This is a genomic window from Cellulomonas sp. GTC20042 (genome assembly GCF_055389595.1).
The window spans coordinates 2,620,590-2,646,249 of sequence record NZ_AP043678.1; the positions used below are offsets into that span (position 1 = coordinate 2,620,590).

Below are 25,660 nucleotides of genomic sequence, written 5' to 3' on the forward strand. Positions count from 1 at the left end.
GGCGCCGACGGGCAGAGTGGTCGGGTGCTCGCGATCGTCTGCCCCGGACAGGGCGCCCAGACCCCCGGCATGCTCGCCCCCTGGCTCGAGCTGCCCGGATCCACCGACCGCCTGGCGGCCTTCTCGGAGGCCTCCGGCGTCGACCTGACCGCCCACGGCACCACCTCGGACGCGGACACGATCCGTGACACCGCGGTGGCCCAGCCGCTGATCGTGTCGACCTCCCTGCTGGCGCTGCGCGCGCTGCTGGACCTGATCGGCGACGCGGACGGCCTGCCGCTGGCGGACGTCACCGCCGGTCACTCGGTGGGCGAGTTCGCCGCCGCCGCGGTCGCGGGGGTGTTCGACGACGCCGGTGCGGTCGGCCTGGTGGCCCAGCGCGCCCGGTTCATGGCCGAGGCCGCCGCCGCGCAGCCGACCGGCATGACCGCAGTGCTCGGGGGCGACCCCGCCGAGGTCACCGCCGCGATCGAGGCGGCCGGCCTGTGGCCCGCGAACGTCAACGGGGGTGGGCAGATCGTCGCCGCCGGTGCGCTGGACGCCATCGCCGCCTTCGCCGCCGCGCCGCCGGCCCGCGCCCGCGTGGTGCCGTTGCAGGTCGCCGGCGCCTTCCACACGCCGTTCATGCAGAGCGCCCTGGAGAGCTTCGGCGCCGTCGCCGCCGGTCGGCCGAGCGCCGCCCCGCGCACCACGCTGCTGTCCAACGCCGACGGCGCCCCGTACGGCCCGGACGCCACCGGGGCCGAGGTCGTGGCCCGCCTGGTCGCGCAGATCGCCGCCCCGGTCCGCTGGGACCTGTGCCAGGCGACGATGGCCGACCTGGGCGTCACCGCCCTGCTCGAGCTCGCCCCCGGTGGTGTGCTCAAGGGTCTGGCCCGGCGTAGCCTGCCCGGGGTGGAGACGGTCGCGATCCAGTCGCCGGCCGATCTGCCCGCCGCCGCCGACCTGGTCGCGCGTCACGCGCGGACGGCCGACGCCCGGACCTTCCCGATCGCCGAGCAGCAGGAGCACGAGCAGTGAGCCGTCCCACCCTGACCCAGGCCACCGGCCCCGCCCACACGCGGATCCTCGGCCTGGGCGCCGCGCGCGGCGAGAACCTGGTCCCGAACGACGACCTGGTCGGCCCGATCGACTCCTCCGACGAGTGGATCCGCCAGCGGACCGGCATCGTGACCCGTGCCCGTGCCGGCGCCGGGACCGACGTGCTGGACCTCGCGGAGCGCGCCGGCCGGGAGGCCATCGCGAACGCCGGGCTGACCGGTGCGGACATCGACGCGGTGATCCTGTCCACGGTCACGTACTTCCACCAGACCCCCTCGGGCGCGGCGATCCTGGCCGACCGGCTGGGCGCGACCCCGGCGGCGGCCTTCGACATCTCGGCAGCGTGCGCGGGCTACTGCTACGGCATCGGCCAGGCGGACGCCCTGGTGCGCGCCGGCACCGCCCGCAACGTGCTGGTGATCGGTGCGGAGAAGATGAGCGACTTCGTCGACCCGACGGACCGCTCGATCTCCTTCCTGCTGGGCGACGGCGCGGGCGCCGTGGTGATCGGCCCCTCGGACACCCCCGGCATCGGCCCGACCGTGTGGGGCTCGGACGGCGGCCAGTCGCAGGCGATCCGTCAGACGCACTCCTGGCTGGACGTCCGGGACAACGGCGCCGGCTGGCCGACGCTGCGCCAGGAGGGCCCGAGCGTCTTCAAGTGGGCGGTCTGGCAGATGGCCCCGGTCGCGCAGAAGGCCATGGACGCCGCGGGCGTGACCGCCGACCAGATCGACGCGTTCATCCCGCACCAGGCGAACATGCGGATCATCGACCAGATGATCAAGCAGCTCAAGCTGCCCGAGTCCGTGGTCGTGGGCCGGGACATCGCCGACACCGGCAACACCTCCGCCGCTTCGATCCCGCTGGCGACCGAGCGCCTGATCCGCGAGGGCCAGGTGTCCTCCGGCGCCATCGCCCTGCAGATCGGGTTCGGCGCCGGGCTCGTCTACGCCGCACAGGTGGTCGTGCTGCCCTGACCGGGCACCGACCCGCAGTACCGTTCACCGACCGAAGATCGTCGTCGGGCCCCCTCCGGGGCCGGCGCAGACACCAACCGAGGAGACACCGATGGCCTACAGCGAGCAGGAGATCCTGGCCGGGCTGGCCGAGATCGTCAGCGAGGAGACCGGTCTGCCGACCGACTCCGTCCTGCCCGAGAAGTCCTTCACCGACGACCTGGACATCGACTCGCTGTCGATGATGACGATCGTCACCCTGGCCGAGGAGAAGTTCGAGGTCCGCATCCCGGACGACGAGGTCAAGAACCTCGCGACCGTCGGCGACGCGGTGAAGTTCATCGAGGGCGCGCAGGCCTGACCTGCCCCCGTCGGACCGGGGCTGTGCCGTGCGCTCGATCGGCACGGCGCAGCCCCGTCCTGCGTCCGCACGGCCCCAGGCCGTCGGACCGGCACCCAGCACCCCCTGAGCACAGGAGCGAGACCATGAGCACCAGAGTCGTCGTCACCGGACTCGGCGCGACCACCCCCCTCGGCGGGGACGCCACGAGCACCTGGCAGGCCGCCCTGGCCGGCACCTCCGGTGCCCGCACCATGGACAACGACTGGGCGCAGAAGTACGGCATCCCGGTCGAGTTCGCCGCCACGATCAAGGTCGACCCGGCCGAGGTCCTGGCGCGTCCCGAGCTGAAGAAGATGGACCCCTCGGCGCAGTACGCGATGATCGCCAGCCGCGAGGCGTGGGCCGACGCGGGCGCCCCGGAGGTCGAGCTCGAGCGCCTCGGCGTGGTGGTCTCCTCCGGCATCGGCGGGATCTGGACCACGCTGGACGGCTGGGACACCCTGCGCGAGAAGGGCGCCCGTCGCGTCCTGCCGATGACCGTCCCCATGCTCATGCCGAACTCCCCCTCGGCCTACGTCGAGCTCGAGCTCGGTGCGCGTGCCGGTGCGCACGCCATGGTCTCCGCCTGCGCCTCGGGCGCCGAGGCGATCGGCTACGCGGTCGACATGATCCGCTTCGGCCGCGCCGACGTCGTGGTGGCCGGCGGCACCGAGGCCGTGATCCACCCGATGCCGATCGCCGCCTTCGCCGCCTCCCGCACGCTCTCGCTGCGCAACGACGACCCGCAGGGCGCCTCGCGTCCCTACGACGTCGACCGCGACGGCTTCGTGATCGGCGAGGGCGCCGCCACGCTGGTGCTGGAGAGCGAGGAGCACGCCCGCGCCCGCGGCGCGAAGATCTACGCCGTGGTCTCCGGCGTGGGCCTGTCCTCCGACGGCTACCACATCACCTCCCCGGAGCCCTCCGGCCGGGGGCAGATCGCCGCCATGCGGATGGCGATGAAGGACGCCGGGATCACCGAGGCCGACGTGCGGCACGTCAACGCGCACGCCACCTCCACCGCGGTCGGCGACCTGATCGAGGCGCGCTCGGTGCGCGAGGTGCTGGGCTCCGCCGCCGACGGCGCGGTGCTCTCGGCCACCAAGTCGATGACCGGGCACCTGCTCGGCGGCGCGGGCGCCCTGGAGACGCTGTTCTCGGTGATGGCCGTGCACGACCGGGTGGCCCCGCCGACGATCAACGTCGCCAACCCGGACCCCGAGCTGGTGCTGGACCTGGTGCGTGACGTCCCGCGCGACCTGCCGGCCGGCGACCTCGCGGTGATCAACAACTCGTTCGGCTTCGGCGGGCACAACGTCGCGCTGATCGTGCAGAACGCCTGAGCGACCCGCCCTCCCGACGGCCCTCGCGCCCGACGCACCCTCGCGGTGCCGGGTGCGGGGGCCGTCGTCCTGCCGCCCCGCCCGCGCCGACGAGCCCGCCGACCTGATATCCCCTGGCTCGGCGCGATCGGGCTCCCCTACCCTGCCGCCCATGGCGAACGTGCTGATGAGAGCCCCGCACGCCGATCCCGCGCTCCCCGTGCCGACGGTGCCCGGCGTGACGATCCGCCCGGTGACCGATCCCGACATCGACGCCGTCGGCCACGCCTACCAGCAGACCTACCGCGGCACCCCCGACGCGATGACCCTCGACGAGGCCACCGCCGACGTCCGGGCTGCCCGCGCCGGGGAGTACGGCCGCTGGCTGCCGGAGGCCTGCCTCGGCGCCTGGCGTGCCGACCTGCTGCTCGGTGCGGTGATCACCGTGCTCGACCCGCCGTGGGACGACGTGCCGCCGGGGCCGTTCGTCACCGACCTGTTCGTGGTGCCCGAGGTCCGGCGACGCGGCGTGGGGCGCGCGCTGCTCGCGGCGGCACGGCGGGCGGCCGTGGGCGCGGGATCGGGCGAGGTCGGGCTGCGGGTGGACGACGACGCCCCGGAGGCGCGGGCGCTGTACGCCTCGCTCGGGTTCCGGTCGGTGGCGTAGCCGCGGGACGTCAGGCGTCGGCCAGACCCCGATCGACCATGCTGCGCGCGCCCGCGACCACCGCCTCCGTCCACGGCCGGGGGGTCAGGCCGAGCACGTCGCGCGCACGCTCGGTCGACAGGCGCTTGACGTAGCCGAGCTCCGGCACCATCGCGCGCATCTCGGGGTGCGTCGCCGCGCCGGCCCGGATCACGTCCGACGGGACGTCCTCGGTCGGCACCCGGCGCGCGGCCTCGCCGAGCGCGTCCCGCAGCACCGCCCCGATCTCGCGCAGGGGCGTGGCCGTGCCCTGGGAGGCGACCAGCACGCGCAGGCCGGCGGCCTCCGGGCGGTCGAGCGCGGCGAGGTGGGCGGCGGCGACGTCGCGGACGTCGACGACCGGGATCGCGAGGTCGGGGAATCCGGGCATCGCGCCGGTGAGCATCCGCTGCACCAGCCGGTTGGTGCCGGAGACCGCGCCGCCCAGGACCGGCCCGAGCACGGCCACCGGCAGGATCGTGACGAGCTCCGGCCCGCCGTTCTCGCGCACGAAGTCCCAGGCGGCCCGCTCCGCGAGCACCTTGCTGCGCCCGTAGGCGTCCATGCCGGGGCCGTCGAGCGGCGACCAGTCGTCCTCGGTGAACACTGGGACTTCGAGGCCGAGGTCAGGTTTCATCCGATGTAGTTGCCGCGCACCCGGCCGCCACGCCACGCATCTCTCGCCAGCGATCTCGTGCCCCAGCGGAGCAGAGCCCTCCCACGACGGGAACCGACCACACCCGGATGTGGAAGCCGTCCGAGCCACACGCCGCACCCGGGGGCCCGGACGACCGCGTCCCCCAGCCCCAGGTCTGCCGTCTAGACCCGGACGACACCCGCTGGCGGATTGTCTGTCAACCGGCGTTTGCTCGCCCCGCGTTGACCAGCGCGGCCCCGAGTGAGACCACCATGAGCGGCTCGATCAGCCCCGCGTCCATCGCGGCCCGGGAGGGCCCGGCACCGAGCAACCTCAGCGTCTCCCCGGCCAAAGTCACCCCCCGGGGATCGCGAATCTCAGTCTCGAGATGTGCGATCAGCGACGACCACGCCTCGGTGAGCGCATGGCCGGCCTCCGCATCGACACTGGGCAGGAGGCGCTCGGCGCTCTCCCGCAGCGCGTCGACGTCTGCTGCCGTCACCGCTTCTAGACACGCCGGCCACCCGTGCGGTCGCTCACGGTGGACGGCTGCCCTCCACGAGATGTCCAGCGCAGCCTGGAGCAGAGCCGAGAATTCGACGCCGGTCCGGTCGTCGTCGAGAAGCGGCGCCAGCCCGGCCGACTCAAGGGTGCGCGTCAGCATCTCGCGCGTGAGCGGTATCGGGCTCGGGTCGCCGAAGTGGGGCATCGCGACGCCGAGGGGCAGAGGTGCACCGGCTTCGACGCAGGCCAGTACGACCCGGCACGACAGAACGCTCCGAGCCTGCTCGGGCATGGCGGTGAGCCACTGAACGGCCGCGTCCCACTGTGGGAGCGGCACGCTCAGCAGCCACGACCGGTCGTCCGCGGCGCCGGGGAACGGCTCCTCGTCGCGAGCCTCGTGGATGACCACTCCGGGTGCCACGCCCACAACACCGTCGAGCACCTGCCGTTGGGCGGCGTGCTGGGCGGCGACGCAGCCCTCGATGATCTCGTCAACGGATGTGTGGTCGAGGTACCGCAGCGCCTTGAACGAGTCGGGGTCGCGGTCCGCGGCGACCGCGGCCCGGGCTACGCGCTCGAGTCGTTCTGCCGTCGCCTCGGTGATGGGACGACGCAGACCGGAGGTCGTGCCTCCCGCGGTACGCGCGGAGATGCGCACTTGCTCGGCTGCCGAACGCAAGTGGATCGACGCAGCCAGGGGCTCGGTCTGACGCAGGCTATCCAAGGCACGGGCGGCCGCCTCGAGAGCAGAGGTCACCGGGTCGTGCTCCCGCTGCGTCTGGTCTTCGAGCGCCTGTGACGTGGGAAGGTCCGATGTGGCCCGGGTTGGCTGCGGGGCCAGTGATCCAGCGCGTGTCACTGCCGCGCCCACCCGCTCGCGCCACCGCACGTTCCCCGGGGCGTCGTCGGGCTCGGGGCGCAGCCGGAACACCGCCTGGTCGATGAGCTCGTCCAGCTCGCGGCCGAGGCTCGCCTGCGACTCCAGGAGCGACGTCCAGCTCGGCGCGGAGAGCAGTCGACTTACTGCGGCCTGGAAGCCGACGTTGCGACGAACCTGAACCTCGTCCTTGAACCACTCCTTGCCGATGCGCTTGTGTCCCGGTTCGGCGTCCCTGATCCGGAACGGCGTCCCGTCCGCGAGGACGGTGACGACCTCAGCGGTTGGCGCCTCGGGACAGGCGCGGACGAGGCGCCGCGCGATGCCGACGACCGCCTCGTTGAGTTCGTCACGGCGCCGGCTGTCGCCGACGTCCCACTCAGGCGTGACCGCCTTCATGGTGTCTCCGGCACCCGTGAGCACCTTGACCACCGGGATCTCACCGTCGAACTCCAGCGCAATCGCGGCTGGCTCCGCCTGTGCGATCGTCAGCGCCCGGGCGCGCATCGGGCCGAAGACGTCGTCCCAACTCTCGCGGGACACACGCGCTGAGAGCGATCGAATCGCGCGCGACCAGCCCTCGGCGTCCGAGGTTGCCTGCGGCCGTGGCAGCGCGGCGAAGACCGATGCTGCCTGCCTCGGGGTCAGCTGGACGGTCGTGGCGCTCGCTTCGAGCAGCCGGGCCGCGTCGAGCGTCAACGCCCGCGACGCGAGGTCAACCAACCGGTCAGGCGTGAGGTAGCTCGACACCGCCTCCTCGATCTGCGTGGGGCGGTCGGGCATCTGCTGGACGAGCGCCCGGAGGGCCCGCACGGCGTTCTTCATCACCGGGTTACCGCTCAGCGTGTCTGCCAAGCCTTGGTGGCGCATGCCGTAGAGCCAGGACGCGAAGTCCCGAGGCGCAAGGTGCGGCGGGAGCTGAGCCAAGACCGGCAGGCAAGCCCGGGCATACATGACGTTGTCCGCCCGCTCAGCTCCCTCGAGCAGTTCTGCGACCGCTCGAGCGGAGAGCGGGAGGTCTCTGATCAGCTCGCCGACCGCCACCGCCACGGAGACCGCCGACTCGGGGTACCGCTCTGCACTTCGGCGCAGGAGCCAGGCGGCGTCGCCGACAGGCAACGCTCCGGCCACGAGCCGGAGCGTGTGACCGAGCGTCGGTGGCGGCGACGCATGCATGAGCCTCGTGAGCGTCTGCGAACGGAGCTCGTGCAGACCCGACCAGATGCCGCCGTCTTCGACGACGATGTGCTCGCCCTTCAGCACCGCCAGGGCGTCGCCCACCGCAGACTCGGCGCCGATGTCGGCGAGTGCCCTAGCGACCGCATCCGCGGTGAGTGTCAGTCCGACACTGTGCGCCGCGAGAACCAGGCGCGCGGCCTGCCGCTGCAGTTCGCGTCCGGGACCGGCGAGCTCGCCGGCCTGAACCGCCAGGACCTGCTCCAGGTGCTGCCCCTCACGGAGCAGCGACAGGAACTCCATGAGCTGACCGCCGCACCGGTCCCACGCCTCCGCTCTGTCCATCCGGGTCAGGAGCCCTGCGTCCTCTACACGCGAGGCGATCGCGTCGGCGGTGTCGCCGTCGAGGCGGGGCCGAACCACGCGCACCCGGGTTCGCAGGAGCTCCGGGGTGAAGTCCTCCTCGCGACACCCGCCCAGGATGGTCACGTGAGGGACCTCGATCAGCTGGGCCACCGCGTCCGGCCAAGCCCCGGTGTGCCGTCGGCCAAGATCGTCCGCTGCGACGACGACTGGAGACGTTGAGGTCGGGCGGAGCGCGCGAACGTGCCGCACGAGCAGGCTGACGTCGTCGGCTCCCGCGACGCGAGCGACTCGGAGCACTCGGGCCCCGAGCACGAGGTCGCGAGCCGCCCGCCAGAGCAGGACGGACTTCCCAGATCCTGACGGACCGACGAGAAGAGCATTCCGCTCGTACTGCGCGGCTTCTACGAGCTCGCGCATCTCGACCGGACGGATCACGTCGTAAGCGGCGGCCACGTGCCCGGGCGTGCCGTCAAGACCGAGATAGAACTGGTCGGCGCTGGCGGAGCTGGGGGTCAGGTAGTCGGCCGGCCGGCACACACCCGCCGCGATCGCTGCATCGAGACCGGTCACGTCCACCCCGGACTGGACCTCGGCGACGACCACGTCCACGTCACCGACGGTGAGCGAACGCGCGGTGGCCGATGACTGGTGGCGCTGCGCCGCAGCAGCGTCGGTCATGCGGTCGTAGAGAACGCCGACGACAAAAGAGGCGACGCTCGGGTGCAGTTCGAGGTGCTCGGTCAGGGCGGCCTCGGTGACTTCGCGCAGGCTCCACGGCATGGCCACGAGGTGGAGGCGCGAAACGGCTTCCCGGGCGGCGGCGAGATCCACCTGCCGACGCGCCAGGTTCTCCAACAGCCGCTCGTGGCCGCTCGGGGCGCTCTCGCTCACCGGAGCCTCCCACCCGGTGAACTCCAGACCCGAACCGAGCTCACCGTCGGTGACGACGGCGACGGCGTCTCCCCCGGAGCGGATCGCGTGGGCGACCACCGATCCGGACAGCCGTCCGGCTCCCCCGCCGACCTCCTTCGCCTGCACGAGCGTCTCGCGCCCGTCACGGTCATAGCAGTCGATGTCCTCGACGCCCTCGGGAACCACACGAGTGAACGGCAGACGGCCGGCGCGCGACAGCACGAGAAGGTGCACCGAGACCGCGATCTGCCAGGTCACACCCGCGACATTGCGCGACCCCTGCCGAAGGCTCGCCCAGAGTTCCTCACGCGCGTCGGCGGCTTCGTCAAGGGGAGCTGGAGGCGCAGAAGCAGCAGGGCGCGGGCGGAGTCGGGAAGGCGTGCGGCTCTTTCTCGGGGTCACGCGGTGGGCTCCTTCCCGGTCGCGGCGCCCCACGCGCCGCCTGCACGTCGAACTGAGGCTAGTACTCGGCGCTGACACGCTGACGAGCGCCGTCGGGCTGGCCGCCGTGGCTGCGTCGCGCATCGTCCGAACGTCGGCGCTGCGGGAGCGCTCTCGTCCTAGGTTGGTGCACGAGGTCCGACGTAAACCGAGGATCTGTCAGCCGGTGGGCCGCTTGGCCGGAGCGCGCGACGCCGCTCAGTACCCGCTGAACGCGTCCGTCCGCACCCGCCGCACGCCCGCCCCGCGCAGCAGCCGCCGCGTGTGGCCGACCATCCCCGGCGGCCCGGACACCAGGGCCGTGCGCTGGTCGGCGTCCGGCACGGCCTCGGCCAGCGCCTCGGGGGTGAGCCGCCGCACGCCGAGGTGCTGCCAGCCCTCCGGCAGCGGCGCGTCGACGTGCGGGGAGACGACGAGCACCCGGGCACCGGCGGCACTGAGCACCTCGGTGTAGGCGAGATCGGCGTGGTCGCCGACCGCGTAGACCACCACGACGTCCCGCTGCTCCCCCGCCGCGACGACGGCGGCGAGCTGGGCGGCGAAGGGTGTGACGCCGATGCCACCGGCCACCAGCAGCAGCGGGCGCGCGGGGTCGGCGGGCAGCAGGAAGTCGCCGCCGAGGCCGGTGGCGCCGATCCGCGATCCCGCCGGCAGCGCGGCCAGCGCACGCTTGAAGGTGGACGACCGCTCGGGCACGGTGAGCGCGATCGTCAGGTCGGTGACGGCGGCGCAGGACGCCGCACCGGTCGATCCGGCCCCGGTGGACGAGACGCTGAACGTCCGGCGGGTGCCGCGCGCGTCGGCGCGGGCGTGCGGCACGGTGACCTCGACGTACTGGCCGGGCAGCAGCCGCACCGGACGGTCCGCCCGCAGCGCGACCTCCAGGGTGCGCGGGGTGATCCGCCGCTGGCCGGTGACGGTGAGCCGCACCGCGCCGCGCTGCCCGCACCAGAACGCGAAAAGGTTGCCGACCACCAGGGCGAGCTCCGGGGTGCTGAACAGCGGCCCGGCGGAGAACGGGATCGCCAGCAGCACGCCGACCACCACCGCCTCGATGATCTGCTGGTGCCGGCGCGGCGGCAGGGTGAGCGGCTCGGTGAGCATCACCCCGCCGAGGAAGAGCACCGGGTAGGACACGATCGCGGTCCACAGCGCCGGTCCGAAGGCCTGCCCCTCGACGGCCAGGCGGATCGCGATGGCGAGCACGGCGACCACCACGAAGGTGCCGACCAGCGCGTACCGCCGGGTCCGGATGACGATCGCGGCGACCACCAGCAGCACCACCGGCAGCAGCCAGCGGTCCGCCACCCACCAGGTGCTCGCGTCCAGCCCGGTCAGCCCGATCACCAGCGCACCGGCGGCCGCCGGGTTGAGCAGGTGCCGGCCGCGCCAGGCGATCACGTACTTGGCGACGTTCGCGACGGCGGCGGCCAGCGCCAGCGTGCCGAGGTAGCGCAGATCGGTGGTCGGCCAGAACAGGAAGAGCAGGATCAGGCCGGTGATCACCGCCGACTCGGTGTGCGCGCGGGTGCGGACGACCAGCGCCGCGATCCAGGCGCTCGCCACCGACGCCACCACGGCCACCGCCGCGCTCGCGAGCAGCGCCCCCGGCGTGACGAACAGCCGTCCGGCGGCCGACAGCGCGAGCGCCACCACGCCGATCAGGGCGAGGCCCAGCGTGAGCAGCCGGTACATGGTGACGCGGCCGAGCAGCTCGTCGATCCAGCTCATGCGAAGACCTCCCCGTCCAGGCCGAGGGACCAGCGGACGGATCCGTCCGCCCTCAGCACGACGTAGCGGATGCCGAGGCGCGCGGACACCAGGTCCGGCTCGGCGAAGAACAGTGCGGTGGCGGCGGCGTCGGCCACCAGCGCGCTCGGGCCGACGGCCCAGGCGGCGAGCACCTCGTGCACCGGGGCGCCGGTGCGGGCGTCGACCACGTGGTGCAGCCCTTCGCCCCAGGCCCGGCGGTTGGTGGCCGAGCCGCACAGGGCGCCCTCGGTCAGCCGGAGCACGCCGATCGCGCGGCCGGTGTCCCGGGGATCCTCCAGCGCGACGGTCAGCGGCCGGTCGGGCTGCGCGACCCGCAGGTCTCCCCCGGCGTCCACCACGTGCTCGGTGATCCCGTGCTCGGTCAGCACCCCGGCGACCAGGTCCACCAGGTAGCCCTTGCCGGCGGCGCCGACGTCGATCAGCGCGGGGACGGGCAGGGTGATCGATCCCGCGTCGCGCTCCACCTCGGCCCAGGCCGGCGCGGGGGCGACGTCCCAGGTGCCGTCGTCGCCGGTGCGCGGGCGCAGCGTGTAGGACGCGTCGTAGCCCAGCGCCTCCAGCGCGTGCCCGACCAGCGGGGACACCGCCCCGTCGGTGCACCGCGCGACGGTGTCGTACACGTCGAGCAGCGGCCCGGCGTCCGCCGGCAGCGGGTAGGTGCCGGCCCCGGCCCGCGCGACCCGGGTGACCCAGGAGTCGGCGCGGAACCGGGACCAGTCCTCGTCGAAGGCGGCGATCCGCGCGTGCACAGCCGCCAGGACCTCGCCGGGCAGCGGCTCGGCGGTGTCGATCTGCCAGCGGGTGCCGATCGCGTCGAAGCCGGCGCTAGGCCGCGGCATCGGTCCGGATCTGGTCCAGCGCGGCGTTGAAGCCGTCACCGGTGAGCGAGGAGCCGGAGACCTTGTCGACCGACAGCCCCTCCAGCGCCTGACCCACCACCTCGTCGGAGATCCCGGAGGCGAACTCCTTCTGGAACCGTGCGGCGTTGCCGGCGGTGGCCTCGGGGGTGACGGTCACGGCGGTCACCACGTCGTCGGCCACGGTGATCTCGACCTCGATCGCCTCGGTGCCGCCCGGCGAGGAGTAGGACCCCTCGGCGGTGTAGGTGCCGTCGGTGTAGGTGGTGCCGGACGCGGCCTCGTCCGAGGTGCCGCTGTCGGTCTCGGTGGACCCGGTCTCGGCGGATCCGGTGTCGGTGGTGGACTCCTGCTGCGTCGTGCCGGTGTCCTCGGTCGCCGCGTCGGCGTTCCCGCAGGCGGCGACGGCCACCACCACGGAGACTCCGGAGAGCAGGGCCAGGGTGTGGCGGCGGAGCGTGTGCGCCATGGTCGAGTCCTCCCTCGTCAGCCCCGGGGTTGGGACTGATTGAATGCGATCGAATCTGACGGCTCGACGCTACGGGCGATCACTGGAGATTGCCTGAGAACGAGCGAGGCGGCCACCCAGCGCATCCCGGGAGGAGGGGATGCGCGGGTGGCCGCCTCGTGTGACGTCGCGGCGCGCCGGTGCTGGGCGCGGGGGTCAGCCCACGCGGTGCAGCCAGCGCACCGGAGCGCCGGCGCCGGCGTAGCGGAACGGCTCCAGCTCGTCGTCCCAGGACTGGCCGAGCGCGAGGTGCATCTCCTCGCGCATCCGGTGCGCGTCGCCCTGCTCCAGGGCCGCCCGGATCCGGTCCTCGGGGACGACGACGTTGCCGTGCACGTCGGTCTGCGCGTGGAAGATCCCGAGCTCCGGGGTGTGGCTCCACCGCGCGCCGTCGGATCCGTGGCTCGCGTCCTCGGTCACCTCGTAGCGCAGGTGGGTCCAGCCGCGCAGCGACGAGGCCAGGCGCGCGCCGGTGCCCTGGACGCCCTGCCAGGACATCTCCGCACGGAGCATCCCGGGCGCGGCGGGTTGATCCGTCCACTCCATCGACACGCGCGTGGACAGCACGTTGCCTGCCGCCCACTCCAGGTGGGGGCAGAGCGCGCGCGGCGCAGAGTGTACGAAAAGAACACCGCGGGTGATCGCACCAGCCATGTCATCCTCCCAGTCGGCTCGAGGTTCGCCTTCCCCAACGACCTCGTCCCAGCGGGATGGATGCACGGATCTCGCGGCGTGCAGGCACCAGCATGCCTGATCACGGCCGGTCCGCACCAGTGGACCGGCCGCGCGGCGTGTCTAGAGCTGCTCGCGGATCGCCCGCATCGCCTTCTTGCGGACCGCACGGTCGAGCCGGTCGATGTAGAGGTAGCCGTCCAGGTGGTCCACCTCGTGCTGGAGGCAGCGCGCCATCAGCTCGGTGCCCTCGACGACGACCTCCTTGCCGTCCAGGTCGGTGCCGACCACCCGCGCGTACCAGGCGCGCCGGGTCGGGAACCACAGGTCCGGGACGGAGAGGCAGCCCTCGTCGCCGTCCTGGAAGTCGTCGGACAGCTCGACGATCGTCGGGTTCAGCACGTAGCCGATCTCGTCGTCGATGTTCCAGGAGAACGCCCGCAGGCCGACGCCGATCTGGTTCGCCGCGAGCCCGGCGCGACCGTCGTGGTCCACCGTCTCCAGCAGGTCCTCGACCAGGCCACGGACCCGGGCGTCGATCGTGGTCACCGGCTCGCACGGGGTGCGGAGCACCGGGTCGCCGACCACTCGGATCTCTCTCATCGCCATGCCGGAGATTCTTCCATGCCGGACGCAGTGCCCGCGTGCCCGCGGCCTGCGCGCGCCTCCACCTGCGCAGATGCCCCGATGAGACCGGCGTCACACCCGGGCACCCGCATCCGGAGGTGACAGCACGCGGCGATCGTCCTACCTTTGTACTGACCAGTCAGTCTAAGAACGAACGGATCGAGGCATCGTGTCAGCGACACTGCCCACCCCGCAGCCCGCCCGAGACGCCGACGGCGCCACCGGCACGCCGGGGCACTCCTCCCCCCGCGGCACCCACGCCGCCACCGCACCGACCCGCGTGGTCGCCGCCGACGCCGCACCCGAGCCCGCCGCCGCGACCCGGCTCGCGGTGCGCGCCACCGACCTGCGCCTGCACGGCAGCCGCGGCACCGTCTACGGGCCCGTCGACCTCGAGATCGAGCCCGGCACCCTCGCCGTCATCCAGGGACCGCAGGGCGGCGGGCGCTCCAGCCTGCTGCTCACGCTCGCCGGCCGGATGGTCCCGGACGACGGCTCCCGCCTGAACGTGCTCGGCGAGCCGCTGCCCCGCCGGCGCACGGCCGTCCAGCGCCGCGCCGCCATCGCCGGCTTCGCCGGGATCGACGACCTGGACGAGTCCGTGACCGTCGGCGACGTCGTGCGCGAGCGCCTCGCCTGGCTCTCCCCCTGGTTCCGCCGCGTGCCGCGCGTCGACCAGCAGACCTTCGCCCGCCTGGCCGCCCCCGTGTTCGGCGAGCGCCCGCTGCCCCGCACCGACACCCTGGTCTGGGACCTCGACGAGGTCGACGCCATGCTGCTGCGGGTCACGCTCGCCATGGCCCAGCACCCCGACCTGCTGGTCGTGGACGACGTGGACCAGGTGCACGACTCGCGCCGCCGCCAGACCGTGTGGACCCGCCTGGAGGCCATCGCCGCCACCGGCACCACCGTCGTCGCCGCCGTCGCCTCGCTGGACGAGGTCGCCCGGATGCGCTGGACGACGGCACCCGCTCAGATCACCCTCGCCACCGGACCGCACGCGGTCCCGGCCGCCTGACCCCAGGACGCCTCCCATGCTCTCCTTCACCTCTACCGGCACCGAGCTGCGCCGGTTCCGCCGCGGGCTGCTGCCCCGTCTCGCCGTCGGCGCGATGATCCTCGTGCCGCTGCTCTACGGCGCCCTGTACCTGTGGGCGTTCTGGGACCCGACCGGCAACATGGACCGGCTGCCGGTCGCCCTGGTCAACGCCGACACCGGCGCCACCCTGGACGACGAGCCGCTCGACGCCGGCACCCAGGTCACCGACAAGCTCGTCGGCTCCGGCGACCTCGACTGGCGGCTCACCGACGCCGAGGACGCCGCGCAGGGCGTGGCCGACGGCACCTACTACTTCGCCGTGACGATCCCGGCGGACTTCTCCACCGACGTGGCCTCCGCCGGCGGAGACACCCCGACCGCCGCGAGCCTCCAGGTCACCTACAACGACGCGAACTCCTTCCTCGCCTCGACGCTCGGCAAGACCGCGATGGCGCAGGTGCAGTCCGCCGTTTCCGCCACCATCGGCGACCAGGCCGTCGACACGATGCTGGTCGGCCTCGGCTCGGCCCGCGACGGCTTCGCCACCGCCTCCGACGGCGCGCTCACCCTGCGCGCGGCCAGCGGCGACCTGTCCACCGGCGCGCACCAGGTGGCCGACGGGGCGGTCTCCGCCGCCGACGGCGCCGCACAGCTCGCCGACGGATCCGGCACGCTCGCCTCCGGTACCGACACGCTGGCCTCCGGCGCGGCGACGCTCGCCACCGGGGCGTCGACGCTGTCCACCGGCGCGGGCTCCGCGGCCGCGGGGGCGGCGACGCTGTCCGACGGGGCGAGCGCGCTCGCCGACGGCGCGGCGACGCTCTCGCAGAAGAGCGGCGCCCTCGCCTCCGGCGCGCACGATGTCGCCGTCGGCGTGGACTCCGCCGCCGCCACGCTGAGCCAGCTGCCCGGCATCGAGGGCGCGATGGACAAGGCGGTGACAAACCTCACCACGATCGCCCACGGCGGCACGGTGACGCCGCAGGAGGCGATCACCACCCTGACCGCGCTCTCGACCGCGACCGCCAACCTGCCGACGACCGACGCCGCCACGGCGGCGAAGTCTCTCGCTGCGCTGGTCGACGGCGCCCACCAGCTCGACTCCGGTGCAGCAGCCCTGTCCACCGGCGCCGGCACGCTGTCCACCAAGACCGCCGACCTCGCCGCCGGCGCGTCCTCGCTGGCCGACGGCACGCAGCAGGTCGCCACCGGCGCCTCGCAGCTCGCCATCGGCGCGAGCACCCTGTCCACCGGTGCCGCGAAGCTCCAGACCGGCTCGCACACCCTGGCCGACGGCGCCACCGACCTCGCCACCGGCACCGCCACCCTGGCGGACGGCGCCACGCAGGTCGCCGACGGCACCGACCAGGTCGGCGACGGCGCCCAGCAGATCGCCGACGGCCTGGCCGACGGGGCCGCGCAGATCCCGGACGACGACGCCGACACCCGTGCCACCCGGGCCGAGGTGATCTCCTCCCCGGTCGGCCTCACCTCCGACGACCTGGCGCAGGCCGAGGGCTTCGGCGAGGGCTTCGCCCCGTTCTTCATCCCGCTGGCGCTGTTCGTCGGCGCGCTGATCACCTGGCTGCTGCTGCGGCCGGTGCCGTCCCGCGCGCTCGCCACCCCGGTCGCCGGCTGGCGCACCGCACTGGCGGGCTACCTGCCGGCACTGACCATCGGCGTCGCCCAGGTGGCCGTCATGATCGCGGTGATCCACTGGGGTGTCGGGCTCCAGATGTCGACCGCACTCGGAACGATCGCCTTCACCCTGCTGGTCGCGGCGACCTTCCTCGCCCTGCAGCAGATGCTGATGGCGGTGCTCGGCCCGGCCGCCGGCAAGGTCGCGATCCTCGCGCTGCTCATGCTCCAGCTCGCGTCCTCCGGCGGTACGTACCCGGTGGAGACGACCCCGGTGTTCTTCCGGGCGATCCACCCGGTGCTGCCGATGTCCTACGCGGTCACCGGCCTGCGGCAGACGATCACCGGCGGCGCCGACGGCCGGCTGTGGCTGTCGGTCGCGGTGCTGGCGGGCGTGCTGATCGGGTCGCTGGCGATCACCGCCTGGCGCTCCGGACGGCTGCGCACGTGGAGCCTCGAGCGCCTGCACCCCGCGCTGTCGATCTGACAGGCTGAGCACCATGCACACCACCGAGGACCCGGCCGCACCTGCCGCCCCGCAGGCCGCTGCCGGGTCCCGGCGCGTGCGGGACACCCGCACCGCCATCATCGACGCGACCGTCGCGCTGATCGCCGACCGCGGGTTCTCCGCGACCTCCGTGGACGACATCGCCGCCGAGGCGGGCGTCGCCAAGGGCAGCGTCTACTACAACTTCGGCTCCAAGAGCGCCCTGTTCGAGGCCGTGATCGTCGAGGGCGTGCAGCGGCTCACCACCGACCTGCGCGCCGCACGCGCCGGGCTCGAGGGGCGTCGCGCGATCGGCGCCCTGGTGCACGAGCTGCTGGAGCAGATCCAGACCCACCCGGCGTTCGCCAAGCTCGTCGTCGCGGAGATCTTCCGCACCGGTCGTGACTGGCAGGACTCGATCCGGCAGGTCCGCGACGAGTCCTTCGCGGTGTTCGGCGAGGTCGTGGCCGAGTCCTGGCCGCAGCGCGACCCCTCGCTCACCGCCGCCACCATGTTCGGCGCCACGCTGGTGGCCGGGCTGGAGTGGCTGGCATTCCAGCCCGAGCGCTCCGTGGTGGAGGTCCGCCGCGCCGTGCTGTCCACCATCCTCGACCAGTTCTGAGCGCGCGCTACTCGCTGCGCGCACCTGCCGCGCGCTGCGCAGCCCCGCCGAGTTCGGTGGTTCGTGCGAGAAAAGTGCCTCCGAACCACCGAACTCGGCCCGAACCACCGAACTCACCGAGCGGGGTGCACGGGGGTGCTCCCCGGGGATGCAGAAGGGCCCCGAGCGGATCGCTCGGGGCCCTTCTGCTACGTACGGGGGGTGCGTCAGACGCGCTCGACCTGCTGCGGCACGGCGCCGAGCAGCTCCATGACCTCGGACTCGAGGAAGCGGCGGTGACCACCGAGGGTGCGGACCGCGGAGAGCTTGCCGGCCTGGGCCCAGCGGGTGACCGTCTTGGGGTCGACGCGGAACATCACGGCGACCTCGCCCGGGGTCAGCAGGGAACCGGTCTCCATCGGGCGGGTCTCGAGGGGGTACGTCATGGGGGTGACTCCTTGTCGGTTCGGTAGCCCGGCTGGCCCAGTAGGCCCCGTGGCTTTGCGTCCCTGCCTTGCGGCAGGTTTGCCGTTGTCGCTCGTACACGGAGAACTATACCGAAATCGGACAGATCGGCAAGTACCACCCGAGATTGGACAGACGCGCAGGTCGCAGGCCTGCAATCGCTTACCGCGTGAGCACCAGTAGTGGAACCGGTCCCCTCCGTGACCTGCTTCAGGCGGTGCCGGCGTCCTCGCCCTCGGGCACGAACCGGTAGCCCATGCCGGGCTCGGTCAGCAGGAAGCGCGGCTCGGCGGGGTCCGGCTCGAGCTTCTTGCGCAGCTGCGAGAGGTAGAGCCGCAGGTAGCCGGTGTCCGTGACGTGCTCGGAGCCCCAGATCTCCTGGAGCAGGTGCTGCCGGGTGACCAGCCGTCCGGCGTTGCGCACCAGGATCTCCAGGATCCGCCACTCGGTCGGCGTGAGCCGCACGGCCTCCGGCGGGTCGCCGGCGCGGGTCGCCGTGGTCGCGGACAGGTCGACGGTGACGTCTCCGATCCGCACGCTCGGCTCCGCGTCGATCTCGGCACCGGCCGCCCGGCGGCCCAGCGCTCGGATCCGTGCCAGCAGCTCGTCGATCACGAACGGCTTGGTCACGTAGTCGTCCGCCCCCGCGTCCAGCGCGTCCACCTTGTCCGCCGACCCGGTGCGCCCCGACACCACCAGGATCGGCGCGGAGGTCCACCCGCGCAGGGCGTGGATCACCTCGACCCCGTCCAGCCGGGGCATGCCGAGATCGATCATGTAGAGGTCCGGACGCTCCTCGACGGCCAGGTTGATCGCGCCCACCCCGTCGGTGGCGGTCAGCACCTGGTAGCCCCGCGCCCGCAGCGTGATCCGCAGCGCCCGCACCGTCTGCGGGTCGTCGTCCGCCACCAGGATCTTCACGCCTCGTCCTCCGTCGTCCGATCGATCGTCCCGGTGCCGGCCACCGGCAGCCCGACCACCGTCGTCAGACCCCCGCCCGGGGTGTCCTCCGCGGTCAGCGTGCCACCCATCCCCTCGGCGAAGCCGCGCGACAGGGCCAGCCCCAGCCCGAGACCGGTCGCGTTGTCGGTGTCGCCGAGCCGCTGGAACGGCGCGAACAGCTCCGCCCGGCGCGCCGGGTCCACGCCGGGCCCGTGGTCGACCACCCGGATCTCGACCCGTTCGGCGAACCGGCTGGTCGACACCCGCACCGCGCGATCCTCCGGCGAGAAGCGCAGCGCGTTGGCCAGCAGGTTCACCAGCACCCGGCGCAGCAGGGCCGGATCGGCCAGCACCTCCGGCAGCGCGGGATCGAGGTCGAGGGCCACCCGGTCCGGTCCGGCGCCCACCTCGTCCAGCGCCGGCAGCACCACGTCGTCCAGATCGGTCGGCCGCAGCGCGACACCGAGCACCCCGGCCTGCACCCGGCTCACGTCCAGCAGGTCGGTCACCAGCGCGGTCAGCGCCACCAGGCTCTCCTCGGCGGTCGCCAGCAGCTCGTCGCGGTCCTCCGACGACCACGTCACGTCGGTGGCGCGCAGGCTGCTCACCGCGGCGGTGGCGGCGGTCAGCGGACGGCGCAGGTCGTGCGACACCGCCGACAGCAGGGCGCTGCGCACCTGGTCGGCCTCCACCAGCGGGCCCACCTCGCTCGCGGTGGCGGTCAGCCGCTGGTGCTCCAGCGCCGCACCCGACTGCGTCGCGACCACCGCCAGCAGCCGTGCCGCGCCCGCGTCCGGCACCGGGCCGTCGAGCTCCAGCACCGCGCGGGCTCCCCCGGCGGGCACCGGGACCGTCGTGCCCGTGGCGTCCGGGTGCCCGACGCCGGGATCGCCCCCGCCCGATCCGGCCGCGCCCACCGCGCCCCCACCCGATCCGTCCGCACCCGGTCCGCCTGCGTCGGACGGCGGGTCCGCCGCCACCACCGCCCCGTCCACCCGCAGCCGCACCGCCGTCAGACCGAACGCCTCCCGGGTGCGCGCCAGCAGCGCCGCGAGCGCGTCCTGCCCGCGCAGCACCCCGCCCGCCACCGTCACCAGCAGCTCGGACTCCGCCGCCGACCGACGCGCCGACCGTGCCCGGCGCGCGGCCCGATCGACCACCGCGCTCACCAGCAGCCCGTTCACCACGTACAGCACCAGCGCCAGCACGTGCCGGGGCTCGGCGACCTTGACCGTGCGCAGCGGCTCGACGAAGAAGTAGTCGAGCGACAGCCCGGAGAGCACCGCCGCCAGCAGCGCGGGCCAGAACCCGCCGACCAGCGCCGCCACCACCACGAGCAGCTGGTAGGTCAGCACGTCCGCCACCAGCGATCCCGGGCTGCGCGTCGCCGTGAGCAGCGCGGTCAGCAGCGGGCCGAGCACCAGCACCAGGGCGATGCCGAGCGCCTGCCGCCGTGACGAGAGCGCCCCGCCGAGCCGGGGCAGCGCGAACCGGCGGGCGGCCCCCGCGTGGTTCACCAGGTGCACGTCCACCGGCCCGGCCTCGCGGATCACGGTCGCGCCGATCCCCGCCCCGCCGAGCACGGCCGCGATCCCGCTGCGTCGGCTCAGCCCGATCACGACCTGCGTCGCGTCCACCGCGCGCGCGAACTCCACCAGCGCCCGCGCGACGTCCTCGCCGACCACCTGGTGATAGGTGCCGCCGAGCTGCTCGGTCAGCGCCGCCTGCGCCACCAGCGCCTCCGGATCGGCCCCGCGCAGCCCGTCCTGCACGGTCACGTGCACCGCCAGCAGCTCGCCGCCGGCCGACCGTGCCGCGATCCTGGCGCCCCGACGCAGCAGGGTCTCCCCCTCCGGGCCCCCGGTCAGCGCGACCACCACGCGCTCGCGCGCCTCCCACGGCGCCTCGATCGCGTGGTCAGCCCGGTACGTGCGCAGGGCCGCGTCCACCTCGTCGGCCAGCCAGAGCAGCGCCAGCTCGCGCAGCGCGGTGAGGTTGCCCAGCCGGAAGTAGTGCGACAGCGCCGCGTCCACCCGCTCCGCCGGGTACACCACCCCCTCGGCCAGCCGGTCGCGCAGCGCCTGCGGGGCCAGGTCCACCAGCTCCACCTCGTCGGCGGCGCGCAGCACCTCGTCCGGCACGGTCTCGTGCTGGACGACCCCGGTGATCCCGGCGACCACGTCGGTCAGCGAGACGATGTGCTGCACGTTCACCGTGGTCAGCACGTCGATCCCGGCGTCGAGCAGCACCTGCACGTCCTGCCAGCGGTGCACCGGCGACCCGCCCGCACGCCACCCGGTGTGCGCCAGCTCGTCCACCAGAACCACCGCCGGACGCCGCGCCAGCACCGCCGCCAGGTCCATCTCGGACAGGGCCACCCCGCGGCGCGGCACCGTCACCCGCGGCACGACCTCCAGCCCGTCCAGCAGCGCCGCGGTCGCCGGGCGCCCGTGAGCCTCCACCACCCCGACCACCACGTCCCGGCCCTCGGCGCGCAGGTCGTGCGCCGCCTGGAGCATGGCCGTCGTCTTGCCGACGCCCGGGGCCGCACCGAGCAGGACCCGCAGCCGACCGCGCCGCATCGTGCACCCCTCCCGCCGGTCGCACCGCGCTGGCGCCCGGCCCTGCCGCGATCGTAGCCACGCGCCGTCGTGCCGCTACCGTTCTGCCCCATGACCGCACCCACCCGACGCGCCGTCAGCGACACGCTCGCCAGCGCCACCCTCGCCCTGGTCTGGATCCTGCCGATCGTGGGCGGCCTGCTGCGGCTGACCACACCGGGATGGCTGCTGGTGTTCGGCGCGGTGATCGCCGTGCCGGTGGTGGTCGCCGGATGGGTCGTGTTCACGATCGCCCTGCGCCCGGGCGGCCGGCTGCGTCGCGGGCCGGAGCCGCTGCCCACCGGTCTGGTCGCGCTCGCCTGGGTGTGGGTCGGATCGGTGACCGTCGTGAACCTGCTGCTGCCGGACGGCGGCGACTCGGGCCCGGGCAACGCCCCGATCGCCGCGGTGTTCGGTGCGCAGCTGTCCGACGGGGCGCAGAGCGCGCTGATGGGGGTGGCACCGATCGGGATGCTCGCCGCGATCGGCAGCGGGATCGGGGCGCTCGCGCTCCTGATCGGCGAGACCCGCCGCCGGGGCGCCGCCTCCGCCTGAGCCGAGGGGTCAGCGCGCGGCGTCGGCCTTCACCGGCTGCGCCGTCGTCGGCGCGGGCTGGTCCTTCTGGGTCGGCAGACCGCTCGTCGGCGCACGCTCCGCGCGGGTCGCCAGGGCGAAGGTGGTGCGGCGCTGGGCGAGCAGCGCGTCGAAGATCGGGGTCCCGGCGGGTGCGGCGCCGACGGGCAGCGGCAGGTCGAGCACCGCGGGGCGCTCCGGTGCGCCCGGGGCGGCCGTGGCGGCCTCGCGGTTCGGGACGGTCGTCCCCGTGGTCTGCTGCATGGTCGTCCTCACGTCTGTGGTGCTGCGGTGCCCCCGGTTCTTTCCTATCGGCCGTGATCTGCGCGGATGCAGGACTTCCGGCGGCTGCGCCGACCCGGTGGCCGTGCATGCGCGGTGCGGTCCGGCTCGCGCGCGGGGCGGGGATGCGGTCGGATCGTCCCGACGCCGGTCGGTCCCGGCGTGCGCGGACCAGCCGCGACACCCCGAGCACCGGAGGCCCCGATGGCGACGATCGTCTCCACCCTGTTCAGCTCGCTCGACGGCGTGGTCGAGATCGACCCCGCCTGGCACTTCCCGTACTTCGACGAGCACATGGGCGCCGCCGTCACCGAGGACTACACCGACGTCGACGTGCTGCTGCTCGGCCGGGTCACCTACGACTCCTTCGCCGGCGCGTGGCCGGAGCGCGAGGCCGCCGGCGGCGAGGACGCGACCTACGCCGCCCAGCTCGGCGACACCCGCAAGGTGGTCGCCACCCGCGGCGCGCAGGACCTCGGCTGGCGGAACGCCGAGAAGATCGACGGCGACCTGGTCGAGGCCGTGCGCGCCCTGTCCGCCGAGCCGGGCGTGGCGAAGATCCTGATCCCCGGGTCGATCTCGGTGGTCCGTCAGCTGCTGGCCGCCGGACTGCTGGACGAGCTGCGCCTGCTGGTGCACCCGGTGGCGGCCCGGCAGGGCGAGCGGCTGTTCGACGAGGGCACGCCGATCTACCCGCTGCGGCTGCTGCGCTCGGAGGCGTTCCCGACCGGCGTGGTGCGGCTGATCTACGCCCCCGACGCGCCGCCCGCGGCGAAGGCCTACGAGGACGTCACCGACAAGGTCCCGCACGCCGGGGAGTGACCTCCGTCAGACGGTGACCGGCTCGCGCTCCGGCGCGGTGCCCGCCTCGTCGTCCTCGTCCTCGTCCTCGCGCTTGAAGATGACCTTGAAGATCGGGAAGAAGACGAAGAACGAGATCATCGCGTTGATGATCATCGTCACCACGTCGGCGCCGGTCTCACCGGTGGCGCCCCAGCGGTCGATCATCCAGGTGTAGATCGGCGCCTTGTAGAAGCCCTGCAACCAGGCCGCGATGAACGTGATGATCACGTACGCGATGGCGTACCAGGTGGCCGCGCGCCACACGTTGGAGTTCGACTTGAAGGCGACGTTGCGCTGCGCGAAGAAGTTGATCACCTGCGCGATCAGCAGCGTGATCTGCACCGCCAGGAAGTACGCCAGCCCACCGCCGCCGGCCGGCAGCGCGCCCGCCGCGTAGTCGAAGATGTAGAAGGTGCTGCCGTCCGCGTTGGTGCCGGTGCCGAGCACCTGGAACGAGGTGTCCACCAGCGACGTCATGCCGAACAGCCACTTGACCAGCGGCATCATCGCGAGCTGGAGCACGGTGATCCCCTGGCTGAGCAGGGTGAACACGATGAACTGCGCGACGGCCGGACGCTTCTCGGCGAACCGCTGCCAGGCGGCGCGGGTGCGACGGAACATGCGGAGGTCCTCCTTGACGGTCCGGCCCGGATCGTCCCGGGCGGTCCGTCCAGGGAACCCGACGCCGCGGGCCGTGCAGCGCGATCGGGCACAACCTGTCGGCTGGGCGGCACAGGCTGTCGCGCGGAACGTCCTCGCGGTACCGGTCAGTCCCCGGATCCTGGTGCCGGCCGCAGCAGCCGCCGTACGCCCAGCCGCGCGAGCAGCAGCGTGACGATCAGCACGGTCACCGACCAGAACCCGCCGAGGCTCACCGCGTCGCCGAACACCAGCGCCACCGCCTCCAGCACGAGCACCTTCGATCCGGGCAGCACCACCGCGAGGGTCAGCACGCCGACCACCCGGCCGACCGGCGTGGTGGCCGCCGCGAGCCGTCGGCGCGCCCAGTGCTTCGCGTGCAGCACGACCTCCAGCACACCCTTGAGCAGCAGCGCGACCAGCAGCGACGCGGTGAAGGACTCGGTGATCACCCGGGGTGCGTGCTCGGCCGCCAGGTTGAGCACGACGACGTAGACCAGCACGTCGACCAGGTGCACCGGATCGATCCTGAACCTGCCCATGCCCGCCCCTGACGTCGAAAAACCCCGTGCCCCGGTCCCCCGCCGGCCGACATCATCCTCGTCATGACCCGCACGCACCTGAGCAAGCACCTGATCTCCTGGGCCTCCATCCTGGAGGAGAACACCCGCGAGCAGGCCGTGCGCACCTCGACCATGCCGTTCATCTACCCGCACCTGGCCCTGATGCCCGACGCGCACCTCGGCAAGGGTGCGACCGTCGGCTCGGTGATCCCCACCCTCGGCGCGATCATCCCCGCCGCGGTGGGCGTGGACATCGGCTGCGGCATGATCGCCGTGCGCACGCAGTGGACCGAGGAGCAGGTCCGGGCCGCCGGGCCGCTGACCCCGCTGCGCGAGGCGATCGAGGGCGCGGTGCCGGTGTCCGCCGGCAGCTACAACACCGCCCTGACCGACACCGCCGCCGCCCGCGTCGCCGTGCTCGAGCAGAAGGCCGAGCGCGCAGGGTTCTCCCCCGACTCCTACGCCGGCAGCTGGCGGATGCAGCTCGGCTCGCTCGGGTCCGGCAACCACTTCATCGAGGTGTCGGTGGACGAGACCGGCGCGGTGTGGCTGTTCCTGCACTCCGGGTCCCGGGGCGTCGGCAACAAGATCGCGCTGCACCACATCGCCGTCGCCGCGGACCTGTGCCGCCGGTGGTGGATCACGCTGCCCGATCCCGACCTCGCCTACCTGGTCGAGGGCACCGACGAGTCCTGGGCGTACATCCGCGAGCTGCGCTGGGCGCAGGACTTCGCCGCCGCCAACCGCGAGGAGATGATGGACCGCGTCGTCGCCGCGATCTCCGCGCACATGGGCGAGCCGGTGGTGGAGGCCGAGCGCGTCAACTGCCACCACAACTTCACCGAGCAGGAGAAGCACTTCAAGAAGGACGTCTGGGTCTCCCGCAAGGGCGCGATCCGGGCCGGCGTCGGCGAGCCGGGGCTGATCCCCGGATCGATGGGCACCGCGTCCTATGTCGTCGTCGGCAAGGGCGACCCGCTGTCCCTGTGCTCCAGCCCGCACGGGGCCGGACGGAACCACTCGCGGTCCGCGGCGCGCCGGCTGTTCACCCACGAGCAGCTGCGCGAGGCGATGGCCGGGATCGAGTACCGGGACACCGACGCGTTCATCGACGAGATCCCGGCGGCGTACAAGGACATCGACCAGGTGATGGCCGATGCCGCCGACCTGGTGGAGGTGCGGCACGTGCTCCGGCAGATCGTCAACGTGAAGGGCGACTGACGCGGACGCCCGCGCGGCCCCGGCTCCG

General features: G+C 73.5%; 24 protein-coding genes and 1 riboswitch. Of the genes, 11 read left to right on the forward strand and 13 right to left on the reverse strand.

The window, feature by feature from the left end:
- Positions 1-24 precede the first annotated feature (24 nt).
- The 5 genes from ACZ5HG_RS12200 to ACZ5HG_RS12220 all read left to right on the forward strand — a co-directional run bounded on the left by ACZ5HG_RS12200 (position 25) and on the right by ACZ5HG_RS12220 (position 4,371).
- The gene (locus ACZ5HG_RS12200; protein WP_464176602.1) at positions 25-1,020 is read left to right on the forward strand and encodes an ACP S-malonyltransferase; all 996 of its coding nucleotides are present in this window, start codon (positions 25-27) and stop codon (positions 1,018-1,020) included.
- Positions 1,017-2,021, forward strand: coding sequence for a beta-ketoacyl-ACP synthase III (locus ACZ5HG_RS12205; protein ID WP_464176604.1), 1,005 nt, complete (start codon positions 1,017-1,019; stop codon positions 2,019-2,021). The genes ACZ5HG_RS12200 and ACZ5HG_RS12205 overlap by 4 nt, the downstream gene beginning before the upstream one ends.
- Positions 2,022-2,112: 91 nt before the next feature.
- Positions 2,113-2,361 carry an acyl carrier protein gene (locus ACZ5HG_RS12210; protein WP_464176607.1) on the forward strand — a complete coding sequence of 83 codons (249 nt, stop codon included), beginning with the start codon at positions 2,113-2,115 and terminating at the stop codon, positions 2,359-2,361.
- Positions 2,362-2,486: 125 nt separating this feature from the next.
- The gene (locus tag ACZ5HG_RS12215) at positions 2,487-3,725 is read left to right on the forward strand and encodes a beta-ketoacyl-[acyl-carrier-protein] synthase family protein (RefSeq protein WP_464176609.1); all 1,239 of its coding nucleotides are present in this window, start codon (positions 2,487-2,489) and stop codon (positions 3,723-3,725) included.
- A gap of 151 nt (positions 3,726-3,876) precedes the next feature.
- Positions 3,877-4,371 carry a GNAT family N-acetyltransferase gene (locus tag ACZ5HG_RS12220; protein ID WP_464176611.1) on the forward strand — a complete coding sequence of 165 codons (495 nt, stop codon included), beginning with the start codon at positions 3,877-3,879 and terminating at the stop codon, positions 4,369-4,371.
- A 10-nt stretch (positions 4,372-4,381) separates the two neighbouring features.
- On the opposite strand, the gene ACZ5HG_RS12225 is transcribed toward ACZ5HG_RS12220, so the two are convergent.
- From ACZ5HG_RS12225 to def, 7 genes are all read right to left on the reverse strand, one after another.
- Positions 4,382-4,996 carry an NAD-dependent epimerase/dehydratase family protein gene (locus ACZ5HG_RS12225; protein WP_464176613.1) on the reverse strand — a complete coding sequence of 205 codons (615 nt, stop codon included), beginning with the start codon at positions 4,994-4,996 and terminating at the stop codon, positions 4,382-4,384.
- A gap of 247 nt (positions 4,997-5,243) precedes the next feature.
- On the reverse strand, positions 5,244-9,119 hold the full coding sequence (locus tag ACZ5HG_RS12230) for a hypothetical protein (RefSeq protein ID WP_464176615.1): 3,876 nt from the start codon (positions 9,117-9,119) through the stop codon (positions 5,244-5,246).
- A gap of 381 nt (positions 9,120-9,500) precedes the next feature.
- Positions 9,501-11,033: an FAD-dependent oxidoreductase gene (locus ACZ5HG_RS12235; RefSeq protein WP_464176617.1), complete on the reverse strand. Its 1,533-nt coding sequence runs from the start codon at positions 11,031-11,033 to the stop codon at positions 9,501-9,503.
- Positions 11,030-11,914 carry an FAD:protein FMN transferase gene (locus ACZ5HG_RS12240; RefSeq protein ID WP_464176619.1) on the reverse strand — a complete coding sequence of 295 codons (885 nt, stop codon included), beginning with the start codon at positions 11,912-11,914 and terminating at the stop codon, positions 11,030-11,032. The genes ACZ5HG_RS12235 and ACZ5HG_RS12240 overlap by 4 nt, the downstream gene beginning before the upstream one ends.
- Positions 11,901-12,401: a hypothetical protein gene (locus tag ACZ5HG_RS12245; RefSeq protein WP_464176621.1), complete on the reverse strand. Its 501-nt coding sequence runs from the start codon at positions 12,399-12,401 to the stop codon at positions 11,901-11,903. The genes ACZ5HG_RS12240 and ACZ5HG_RS12245 overlap by 14 nt, the downstream gene beginning before the upstream one ends.
- A 195-nt stretch (positions 12,402-12,596) precedes the next feature.
- A complete protein-coding gene (locus ACZ5HG_RS12250) occupies positions 12,597-13,094 on the reverse strand; it encodes a DUF3145 domain-containing protein (protein WP_464176623.1) in 498 nt (165 codons plus the stop codon).
- Positions 13,095-13,235: 141 nt separating this feature from the next.
- The gene (def, locus tag ACZ5HG_RS12255) at positions 13,236-13,721 is read right to left on the reverse strand and encodes a peptide deformylase (RefSeq protein WP_464176624.1); all 486 of its coding nucleotides are present in this window, start codon (positions 13,719-13,721) and stop codon (positions 13,236-13,238) included.
- A gap of 187 nt (positions 13,722-13,908) precedes the next feature.
- Between def and ACZ5HG_RS12260 the strand changes: the two genes are divergently transcribed.
- The 3 genes from ACZ5HG_RS12260 to ACZ5HG_RS12270 are packed head-to-tail and all read left to right on the forward strand — an operon-like array spanning position 13,909 to position 17,525.
- The gene (locus tag ACZ5HG_RS12260; protein WP_464176626.1) at positions 13,909-14,757 is read left to right on the forward strand and encodes an ATP-binding cassette domain-containing protein; all 849 of its coding nucleotides are present in this window, start codon (positions 13,909-13,911) and stop codon (positions 14,755-14,757) included.
- 16 nt (positions 14,758-14,773) lie between these two features.
- Positions 14,774-16,903, forward strand: a complete 2,130-nt coding sequence (locus ACZ5HG_RS12265) for a YhgE/Pip family protein (RefSeq protein WP_464176628.1) — start codon at positions 14,774-14,776, stop codon at positions 16,901-16,903.
- Between the two features lie 13 nt (positions 16,904-16,916).
- Positions 16,917-17,525, forward strand: a complete 609-nt coding sequence (locus ACZ5HG_RS12270) for a TetR/AcrR family transcriptional regulator (RefSeq protein WP_464176630.1) — start codon at positions 16,917-16,919, stop codon at positions 17,523-17,525.
- Positions 17,526-17,731: 206 nt separating this feature from the next.
- On the opposite strand, the gene ACZ5HG_RS12275 is transcribed toward ACZ5HG_RS12270, so the two are convergent.
- The 3 genes from ACZ5HG_RS12275 to ACZ5HG_RS12285 form a co-directional block, all read right to left on the reverse strand.
- A complete protein-coding gene (locus ACZ5HG_RS12275) occupies positions 17,732-17,950 on the reverse strand; it encodes a BldC family transcriptional regulator (RefSeq protein WP_464176632.1) in 219 nt (72 codons plus the stop codon).
- Between the two features lie 19 nt (positions 17,951-17,969).
- Positions 17,970-18,044, reverse strand: a riboswitch (cyclic di-GMP riboswitch).
- 135 nt (positions 18,045-18,179) lie between these two features.
- Complete coding sequence (locus tag ACZ5HG_RS12280; RefSeq protein ID WP_464176634.1) at positions 18,180-18,890, reverse strand: response regulator; 711 nt, start codon at positions 18,888-18,890, stop codon at positions 18,180-18,182.
- Positions 18,887-21,493, reverse strand: a complete 2,607-nt coding sequence (locus ACZ5HG_RS12285; protein ID WP_464176636.1) for a DUF4118 domain-containing protein — start codon at positions 21,491-21,493, stop codon at positions 18,887-18,889. The genes ACZ5HG_RS12280 and ACZ5HG_RS12285 overlap by 4 nt, the downstream gene beginning before the upstream one ends.
- 90 nt (positions 21,494-21,583) lie before the next feature.
- Here ACZ5HG_RS12285 and ACZ5HG_RS12290 point away from each other — a divergent pair, with 90 nt between their 5' ends.
- Entirely contained in the window at positions 21,584-22,066 is a 483-nt protein-coding gene (locus ACZ5HG_RS12290; protein WP_464176638.1) for a hypothetical protein, read from the forward strand.
- A 9-nt stretch (positions 22,067-22,075) separates the two neighbouring features.
- On the opposite strand, the gene ACZ5HG_RS12295 is transcribed toward ACZ5HG_RS12290, so the two are convergent.
- Positions 22,076-22,348 carry a hypothetical protein gene (locus ACZ5HG_RS12295; protein ID WP_464176640.1) on the reverse strand — a complete coding sequence of 91 codons (273 nt, stop codon included), beginning with the start codon at positions 22,346-22,348 and terminating at the stop codon, positions 22,076-22,078.
- A 222-nt stretch (positions 22,349-22,570) separates the two neighbouring features.
- On the opposite strand from ACZ5HG_RS12295, the gene ACZ5HG_RS12300 reads away from it, so the two are divergent.
- The gene (locus ACZ5HG_RS12300; RefSeq protein WP_464176642.1) at positions 22,571-23,188 is read left to right on the forward strand and encodes a dihydrofolate reductase family protein; all 618 of its coding nucleotides are present in this window, start codon (positions 22,571-22,573) and stop codon (positions 23,186-23,188) included.
- 6 nt (positions 23,189-23,194) lie between these two features.
- Here ACZ5HG_RS12300 and ACZ5HG_RS12305 read toward each other — a convergent pair whose 3' ends face one another.
- Both ACZ5HG_RS12305 and ACZ5HG_RS12310 read right to left on the reverse strand, forming a co-directional pair.
- Positions 23,195-23,830, reverse strand: a complete 636-nt coding sequence (locus ACZ5HG_RS12305; protein WP_464176644.1) for a hypothetical protein — start codon at positions 23,828-23,830, stop codon at positions 23,195-23,197.
- A 146-nt stretch (positions 23,831-23,976) separates the two neighbouring features.
- Positions 23,977-24,390 (reverse strand): hypothetical protein, encoded by a 414-nt coding sequence (locus ACZ5HG_RS12310; RefSeq protein WP_464176646.1) that lies wholly within the window; start codon positions 24,388-24,390, stop codon positions 23,977-23,979.
- A 63-nt stretch (positions 24,391-24,453) separates the two neighbouring features.
- Between ACZ5HG_RS12310 and ACZ5HG_RS12315 the strand changes: the two genes are divergently transcribed.
- The gene (locus ACZ5HG_RS12315; protein WP_464176648.1) at positions 24,454-25,632 is read left to right on the forward strand and encodes an RtcB family protein; all 1,179 of its coding nucleotides are present in this window, start codon (positions 24,454-24,456) and stop codon (positions 25,630-25,632) included.
- Positions 25,633-25,660: the final 28 nt, after the last annotated feature.

Excerpts from the sequence above, each read along its gene's own strand:
- ACZ5HG_RS12210 (WP_464176607.1), top strand. The coding sequence starts at position 2,113 with ATGGCCTACAGCGAGCAGGAGATCCTGGCCGGGCTGGCCGAGATCGTC.
- ACZ5HG_RS12215 (WP_464176609.1), top strand. The coding sequence starts at position 2,487 with ATGAGCACCAGAGTCGTCGTCACCGGACTCGGCGCGACCACCCCCCTC.
- ACZ5HG_RS12220 (WP_464176611.1), top strand. The coding sequence starts at position 3,877 with ATGGCGAACGTGCTGATGAGAGCCCCGCACGCCGATCCCGCGCTCCCC.
- ACZ5HG_RS12235 (WP_464176617.1), bottom strand. The coding sequence starts at position 11,033 with ATGAGCTGGATCGACGAGCTGCTCGGCCGCGTCACCATGTACCGGCTG.
- ACZ5HG_RS12240 (WP_464176619.1), bottom strand. The coding sequence starts at position 11,914 with ATGCCGCGGCCTAGCGCCGGCTTCGACGCGATCGGCACCCGCTGGCAG.
- ACZ5HG_RS12245 (WP_464176621.1), bottom strand. The coding sequence starts at position 12,401 with ATGGCGCACACGCTCCGCCGCCACACCCTGGCCCTGCTCTCCGGAGTC.
- ACZ5HG_RS12250 (WP_464176623.1), bottom strand. The coding sequence starts at position 13,094 with ATGGCTGGTGCGATCACCCGCGGTGTTCTTTTCGTACACTCTGCGCCG.
- def (WP_464176624.1), bottom strand. The coding sequence starts at position 13,721 with ATGGCGATGAGAGAGATCCGAGTGGTCGGCGACCCGGTGCTCCGCACC.
- ACZ5HG_RS12265 (WP_464176628.1), top strand. The coding sequence starts at position 14,774 with ATGCTCTCCTTCACCTCTACCGGCACCGAGCTGCGCCGGTTCCGCCGC.
- ACZ5HG_RS12270 (WP_464176630.1), top strand. The coding sequence starts at position 16,917 with ATGCACACCACCGAGGACCCGGCCGCACCTGCCGCCCCGCAGGCCGCT.
- ACZ5HG_RS12275 (WP_464176632.1), bottom strand. The coding sequence starts at position 17,950 with ATGACGTACCCCCTCGAGACCCGCCCGATGGAGACCGGTTCCCTGCTG.
- ACZ5HG_RS12285 (WP_464176636.1), bottom strand. The coding sequence starts at position 21,493 with ATGCGGCGCGGTCGGCTGCGGGTCCTGCTCGGTGCGGCCCCGGGCGTC.
- ACZ5HG_RS12290 (WP_464176638.1), top strand. The coding sequence starts at position 21,584 with ATGACCGCACCCACCCGACGCGCCGTCAGCGACACGCTCGCCAGCGCC.
- ACZ5HG_RS12295 (WP_464176640.1), bottom strand. The coding sequence starts at position 22,348 with ATGCAGCAGACCACGGGGACGACCGTCCCGAACCGCGAGGCCGCCACG.
- ACZ5HG_RS12300 (WP_464176642.1), top strand. The coding sequence starts at position 22,571 with ATGGCGACGATCGTCTCCACCCTGTTCAGCTCGCTCGACGGCGTGGTC.
- ACZ5HG_RS12305 (WP_464176644.1), bottom strand. The coding sequence starts at position 23,830 with ATGTTCCGTCGCACCCGCGCCGCCTGGCAGCGGTTCGCCGAGAAGCGT.
- ACZ5HG_RS12310 (WP_464176646.1), bottom strand. The coding sequence starts at position 24,390 with ATGGGCAGGTTCAGGATCGATCCGGTGCACCTGGTCGACGTGCTGGTC.
- ACZ5HG_RS12315 (WP_464176648.1), top strand. The coding sequence starts at position 24,454 with ATGACCCGCACGCACCTGAGCAAGCACCTGATCTCCTGGGCCTCCATC.